The organism is Methylocystis suflitae (genome assembly GCF_024448135.1).
Classification (GTDB): Bacteria; Pseudomonadota; Alphaproteobacteria; order Rhizobiales; family Beijerinckiaceae; genus Methylocystis; species Methylocystis suflitae.
Genome location: NZ_JAMRYX010000031.1, coordinates 21,582 through 27,581 on the forward strand (window position 1 = coordinate 21,582; position 6,000 = coordinate 27,581).

General features: G+C 60.7%; 6 protein-coding genes. 5 read left to right on the forward strand and 1 reads right to left on the reverse strand.

The window, feature by feature from the left end; genetic code table 11:
* Positions 1 to 269 precede the first annotated feature (269 nt).
* From NEI07_RS02570 to NEI07_RS02585, 4 genes are all read left to right on the forward strand, one after another.
* On the forward strand, positions 270 to 521 hold the full coding sequence (locus NEI07_RS02570) for a hypothetical protein (RefSeq protein WP_256032482.1): 252 nt from the start codon (positions 270 to 272) through the stop codon (positions 519 to 521).
* Positions 522 to 1,186: 665 nt separating this feature from the next.
* The gene (gene thrS / locus NEI07_RS02575) at positions 1,187 to 3,139 is read left to right on the forward strand and encodes a threonine--tRNA ligase (protein ID WP_256032483.1); all 1,953 of its coding nucleotides are present in this window, start codon (positions 1,187 to 1,189) and stop codon (positions 3,137 to 3,139) included.
* A gap of 225 nt (positions 3,140 to 3,364) precedes the next feature.
* On the forward strand, positions 3,365 to 3,697 hold the full coding sequence (locus NEI07_RS02580; RefSeq protein WP_256032484.1) for a PadR family transcriptional regulator: 333 nt from the start codon (positions 3,365 to 3,367) through the stop codon (positions 3,695 to 3,697).
* Positions 3,694 to 4,209, forward strand: coding sequence for a hypothetical protein (locus NEI07_RS02585; RefSeq protein WP_256032485.1), 516 nt, complete (start codon positions 3,694 to 3,696; stop codon positions 4,207 to 4,209). The genes NEI07_RS02580 and NEI07_RS02585 overlap by 4 nt, the downstream gene beginning before the upstream one ends.
* Positions 4,210 to 4,270: 61 nt before the next feature.
* On the opposite strand, the gene rpmB is transcribed toward NEI07_RS02585, so the two are convergent.
* Positions 4,271 to 4,564 (reverse strand): 50S ribosomal protein L28, encoded by a 294-nt coding sequence (gene rpmB / locus NEI07_RS02590; RefSeq protein WP_256032486.1) that lies wholly within the window; start codon positions 4,562 to 4,564, stop codon positions 4,271 to 4,273.
* Positions 4,565 to 4,949: 385 nt separating this feature from the next.
* Between rpmB and NEI07_RS02595 the strand changes: the two genes are divergently transcribed.
* Positions 4,950 to 5,840, forward strand: a complete 891-nt coding sequence (locus tag NEI07_RS02595) for an NAD(P)-dependent methylenetetrahydromethanopterin dehydrogenase (protein WP_256032487.1) — start codon at positions 4,950 to 4,952, stop codon at positions 5,838 to 5,840.
* Positions 5,841 to 6,000 lie beyond the last annotated feature (160 nt).

A 6,000-nucleotide genomic window follows, 5' to 3' on the forward strand; every position in this document is an offset into this window, starting at 1 on the left:
TCAAAAATCACGCTTCGGATTCTCGTGACTGGGACACACCGAGACGCGCCGCTTTCGCGTCGCCTTCCTTCCACGCCTACATTGAGGCAAAGGGGGGCGCCGGTCTGAGCCAATTTCAACGAGTGCTCCGACACGTCTGGCCGACGACGACTCGTCGCTTCGACAACGGCTCACCGCGATCGTTGGCCTTGTCTGTATGGTAGATAGGTCCATATTTTCCGCAGGGTCGTCCGCCGTTTGGGCAAAGTCGGCTTGGTGGAGACACGACAATGATCGAAACATTAATAGGACTCATCTTTCTCGTCATCATCATCGGGGTTTTTTGGTGGGCCGCGACGACCTTGCTCCGTGTCATTCCTCTCGCGGAGCCATTTCGAACAGTTGTTCACGTGCTCGTCGTTTTGGTCGGGGTGTTCATCGTTCTTTATGTGGCGCAGATGTTCCTGTCGGCAGCCGGCATTAAAGTGCCATGGCCCAAGTTTGGCGAAGCGAAACCAATACACTTGGTCATGCCTGCCTGAGTGATCCGTTCCCACTGACGTCGACCCGCGCAGCTGCACGACTCTCGGCATGCTGAAGGTTTTGCTTTCGTTGCGGTCAAGAATTCAGCGACATATCGGTCATCTAATTCGCCCGCTTCTTTTTTGTCTGTCGGCATCTCCCATATGATGTGCGCGATGCGGCGAGGTCATCCGGACCAAACGCAGATATGTGGACGAGCCAAAGCCGGAGCCATCGCATTGAAAAGGAATGGACATCATGGATACCCAGACGCTCCTCCTCATTATTATTGTTGTTCTCCTGCTTGGCGGCGGCTGGTATGGCCGTGGACGTTGGTTTTAGGCGGCAGGCGGGCGCTTCGCCGCGGATCATGGTTGAATGCAACAATGCTCCTGGCGTCCGATCATTCGGCGAGCGCTAACGCTTGGCCTTGAGGGCCGGTCACGCAGATTTCCTCGAAACCTTCTCGCGTCCGTATTCCTGAAGGGTTAGCTCAACCTTGACGTGCTAACGGCAAGCATCCGGGGGGTTCGAATCCTTTCGGAGGCGCCACGTCTTTTCCGTTAAAGCCCCGCCGACTTCGCCACGATTGCGCCCGCGCGCGCGCGGCGCTATGAAGGCTCCGTCCATCCAAAGCGACTTACGTCGACTCGTATCGGCGACTGAGCGCGACAGGAGCGCAAACATGGTAGCGGTTACATTCCCCGACGGGGCGTCCCGTCAGTTCGAGCCCGGCGTTTCGGGCGTCGACATCGCCAAGAGCATCTCTCCCTCTCTCGCCAAGCGTAGCGTCGCCATGACGCTCGACGGCGCGCTCGTCGATCTCACAAGCCCGGTCGAGCGCGACGCGAAGATCGAGTTCGTCACGCGCGAAGATCCGCGCGCGCTGGAGCTCATCCGCCACGACGCCGCGCATGTGCTGGCCGAGGCGGTGCAGGAGCTTTATCCCCGCACGCAGGTGACGATCGGCCCGGTCATCGAGAACGGCTTCTATTACGATTTCTTCCGGGCCGAGCCGTTCACGCTCGAAGATCTGCCGGCGATCGAAAAGAAGATGCGCGAGATCGTCGCGCGCGACGCCAAGATCACGCGCGAAGTCTGGAGCCGCGACGACGCCAAGCAATGGTTTCTGACCAAGGGCGAGATTTTCAAGGGCGAACTCATCGACGCGATCAAGTCCGACGAGCCTTTGAGCATCTATCGGCAGGGCCAGTGGCTCGATCTCTGTCGCGGTCCGCACCTGCCCTCCGTCGGCAAGGTCGGCACGGCCTTCAAGCTGATGAAGGTTGCGGGCGCCTATTGGCGCGGCGATTCGACGAAGCCGATGCTGTCGCGCATCTACGGCACGGCCTGGACGACGCAGGAGGATCTCGACGCCTATCTGCACCGGCTGGAGGAAGCCGAGCGCCGCGATCACCGCCGCTTGGGCCGCGAGATGGACCTTTTCCATTTTCAGGAGGAAGGCCCCGGCGCGATCTTCTGGCACCCGAAGGGCTGGGCGCTGTTCCAGAACGTCATCTCCTACATGCGCCGGCGCCTGAAGGCCGACTACCAGGAAGTCAACGCGCCGCTGCTCCTCGACAAGTCGCTGTGGGAGACGTCCGGCCATTGGGAATGGTTTCGCGAAAACATGTTCGTCTCAGCGCCCGCGCGCGAACAGACGGACGAAGACCGGCTGTACGCCATCAAGCCGATGAACTGCCCGGGCCATATCCAGATTTTCAAACATGGCCTGAAGTCCTACCGCGATCTGCCGCTGCGCATGGCGGAGTTCGGCGTCGTGCATCGCTATGAACCGTCCGGCGCGCTGCATGGCCTGTTGCGCGTGCGCGCCTTCACGCAGGATGACGCGCATGTCTTCTGCACCGAAGCGCAGATGGCCGAAGAGTGCCTCAAGATCAACGAACTTATTCTCTCGACCTACGCCGATTTCGGCTTTGAGGAAGTCGTCGTGAAGCTCTCGACTCGGCCCGAGAAGCGCGTCGGCTCCGACGAGGCCTGGGACGAGGCCGAGGCGATCATGACGCGCGTCCTGAGAGAAATCGAAGCGCGCTCGGGCGGACGCATCAAGACGGGCATCAATCCGGGCGAGGGCGCTTTCTACGGCCCCAAGTTCGAATATACGCTGCGCGATGCGATCGGCCGCGAGTGGCAATGCGGCACGACGCAGGTCGACTTCAATCTGCCGTCCCGCTTTGGCGCCTATTACATCGGGCCGGACAGCGAGAAGAAGACGCCGGTGATGATCCATCGCGCGATCTTCGGTTCGCTCGAACGCTTCACCGGCATTCTGATCGAGCATTTCGCCGGACATCTGCCGCTGTGGCTGTCGCCGCTGCAGATCGTCATTTGCACGATCACGCAGGACGCCGACGACTACGCCTATGAGGTCGCCGCCGCGGCGCGGAAGCTTGGACTCTCGGTCGAGGTCGACGCGCGCAACGAGAAGATCACCTACAAGGTGCGCGAACATTCGCTCGCGAAGGTTCCCGTGCTGCTCGTCGCCGGCAAGAAAGAGGCGGCCGAGCGCACGATCTCGATGCGCAGGCTCGGATCGCAGGCGCAGACGCAGCTTTCGCTCGATGAGGCGTTGAAGCGGCTGGCGGAAGAAGCGACGCCGCCGGATCTGCGGGGGTAGGGGCCGGATATAGGGGTAGGGCGGCCAAGAGTTTCCTCATCCTGAGGAGCGCGCAACGCGCGCGTCTCGAAGGACGAGGAAACTCGATAAACATATTGCCTCTCTTCACCCTCGTGCTTCGAGACGGCTCCTTCGGAGCCTCCTCAGCATGAGGGTGAGGAGAGGGCTTGACGCCGAGTTCAATTTCTTCAAATCTTACGAAGAAATCGAATCGCGGAGCGTTTCTTGTCCAAAATTCCTGAGCTGACGACCGCCGAGCAGCAGACGCTGCTCGCCATCATCATTCAGCATCCCAACGCCTATGGCGTTTCGATCCGCGATGAAATCAGGAAGCGCACGGATCGCGAGTATTCATTCGGCTCGATTTACGCTGTGCTGGAGCGATTGGAAGACAAAGGCCTCATCGCTTCTCGAGAGGGAGAGGCGACCGCCGCACGTGGCGGGCGGAAGAAGCAGTATTTCGCTATTACCGGGCCGGGGCAGTTGGCGTTGCAGGCGTCACTACGAGCGCTGGACGCTATGCGCGATGGACTCGAAATTGAAGGGGCTTCGGCATGAAGGCTCGGAGCAACTCGCAAGCGCTCGTCCGAGGACTGAAAGGAGGCGTGCTACAAGGTGGCGAAAATGCATTAGCGTTGATCGTGTTTGGGCTATGTTTCAAAGCTTGCGAATATATCGAGCTAAGCGCTAATTTTACGTACGGCGTGTCTATCGCTGTAGCGATCATATTTCAGTTTTTTCAGCTCTTATTAAGGATTTGGTTTATCGAGAGAATTTGCGGTGGACTAAAATTCAAGTTTGAACCTCAGAGCATGAGGGAGCCTCCACTATTTGCGGAGCTCCTCGTTGGTCTCTTCGCCAAGAAGCGCTACCGTGCTAGCCTTCTTCAATGCCTCGATGAAGACTTCCGGAACGACGTTGTCAGCGGCATATCACTCCGTCGCGCGAAGTGGCGCTACTGGGCCGCAGCGTTGAATTCTATTGGCCCCCAGTTTTGGGCGGCGATTAAGCGTATCGGCGTCATCGGCATCCTGGCTGATTACGTCCGCGGTAAGCTCGGGGGCGCCTAAAAAGACAAAAGCCCCGCCGCAAGGCGACGGGGCCAAATGCCAAAAAACAGAAGGCGAAGCTTTAAGCGCTCGCGGCCGCCTGCTTCTTCTCGATTTCGCGCTTGAGCGTTCGGGCGTTCTGCGACAGTTCTTCGCTCTTCGCCTTCACGAGGAAGGCGTCAAGCCCGCCGCGGTGCTCGACCGACCGCAGCGCCGCCGCGGAGATACGCAGCCGCACCGAACGCGCCAGCGCCTCTGAGGCGAGCGTCACATTGACGAGATTGGGCAGAAAGCGGGTCTTCGTCTTCCGATTGGAATGGCTGACGAGATTGCCGGACTGCACGCCCTTTCCGGTCAGCTCGCAACGGCGGGACATAATGGTTCCTTTCGCTCTATTCTTCCATGCGTGGACCGCGGCGTCAGTCGCCCGCGATCGCCAGCAGAGGGTGAAAAAGACAGCGAGGCGCGACGCTTAATGCGCCGAGCCCCGTTTGCGGGCTTATAGAGGCAAAGCGCGGCCGGCGTCAACCAACAGAAGGCGCCATGCGACCCCTCGCTGCGGCGCACACGCCTCTAGACATCGGCTTCGTTCTGGGTTCTAAGCCTCCCATCGCTCCGGGCGAGGCCGAGGCGCGCGCCCGCGCGCCGTTCCTTTTGCCGGGAATCTTTGAGAGATCGAGGGGCTGGAGACTGTCTCCCGCCGCGCGTCGCCTATTGGCCGCGTAAGACGCGAAAATCGAGGGAAAGGTTGGGGAGGTTCAATGGCCAAAGCGATTCTGCACATGCTCAGCACGTTGAAGCATATGAGCCCCTTCGATGTGAACATGGCCCTCGACGCCGGCTATGACGCGGCGATTCCCTACACCAATGTCACGCTCGACGAAGTCACCGCGCTCGTGCAGGACGCGATGTTTTCGCGCGCGCCTTCGGCCGCGCTGCGCACCGGCATCTTCTTCGCCGGCCGCGACGCCGTGCTCGCGCTCGACATGATGGACACGGCAAAGAAAGCGCTGCTCAAGCCCTTCGAAGTGTCGCTCTTCGCCGATCCCTACGGCTCCTTCACCACCGCCGGGGCCATGGTCGCCTGCGTCGAAAAGATTCTGCGGGAGAAGAAACAGCGCGAGCTCAAGGGCTCGAAGGTCGTCATCTACGGGGCGACGGGCGTTGTTGGCTATTCCGCCGCCGTCATCTCGGCGCTTGAAGGCGCAGAGGTCACCGTCGTCGGCTATAGCGGCCTCGAGCGGGTCGCCAAGCTCGCCGACGAAATGTGCAAGCGTTTCAACATCAAAGTGGCGCCTGCCGACGGCTCCACCCCAGAACAAGTGCGGGAATTGCTGCGCCAGCATGAAATCGCGCTGTGCGCGGCGCGCGCCGGCGTCCAGGTGCTATCGAAGGACGATCTCGCCGCCGCCAAGGATCTCTTGATCGCCGCCGACGTTAACGCCGTGCCGCCGCTTGGCGTTGAAGGCTGCGGTCTGCACGACAATGGCGTCGTCATTTCGCCTCACGGCGCGCTGGGCATTGGCGCGCTGGCGATCGGCAACGTCAAATACGGCGCGGAAGCTGGTCTCTTCAAGAAGATGGCGACGTCCGACCAGCCGCTCTGCCTCGATTTCCGTCACGCTTTCGCGTTGGCCCGCGAACTCGTGTGACGTTTGGCGCGCTTGCTGGGCCCCGCGCCTTGGCAAGGCCGCGCAAAAATGGTTGAGTCCGCGCCGCGTGCGCGGGCTCTCATCGCCGCGCCCCCGCGTGCGGCTCGTGTAGGGCGCTCGTGAATCAGGCGCCAGAATTCTGGGAGAAAAACATGGCTTT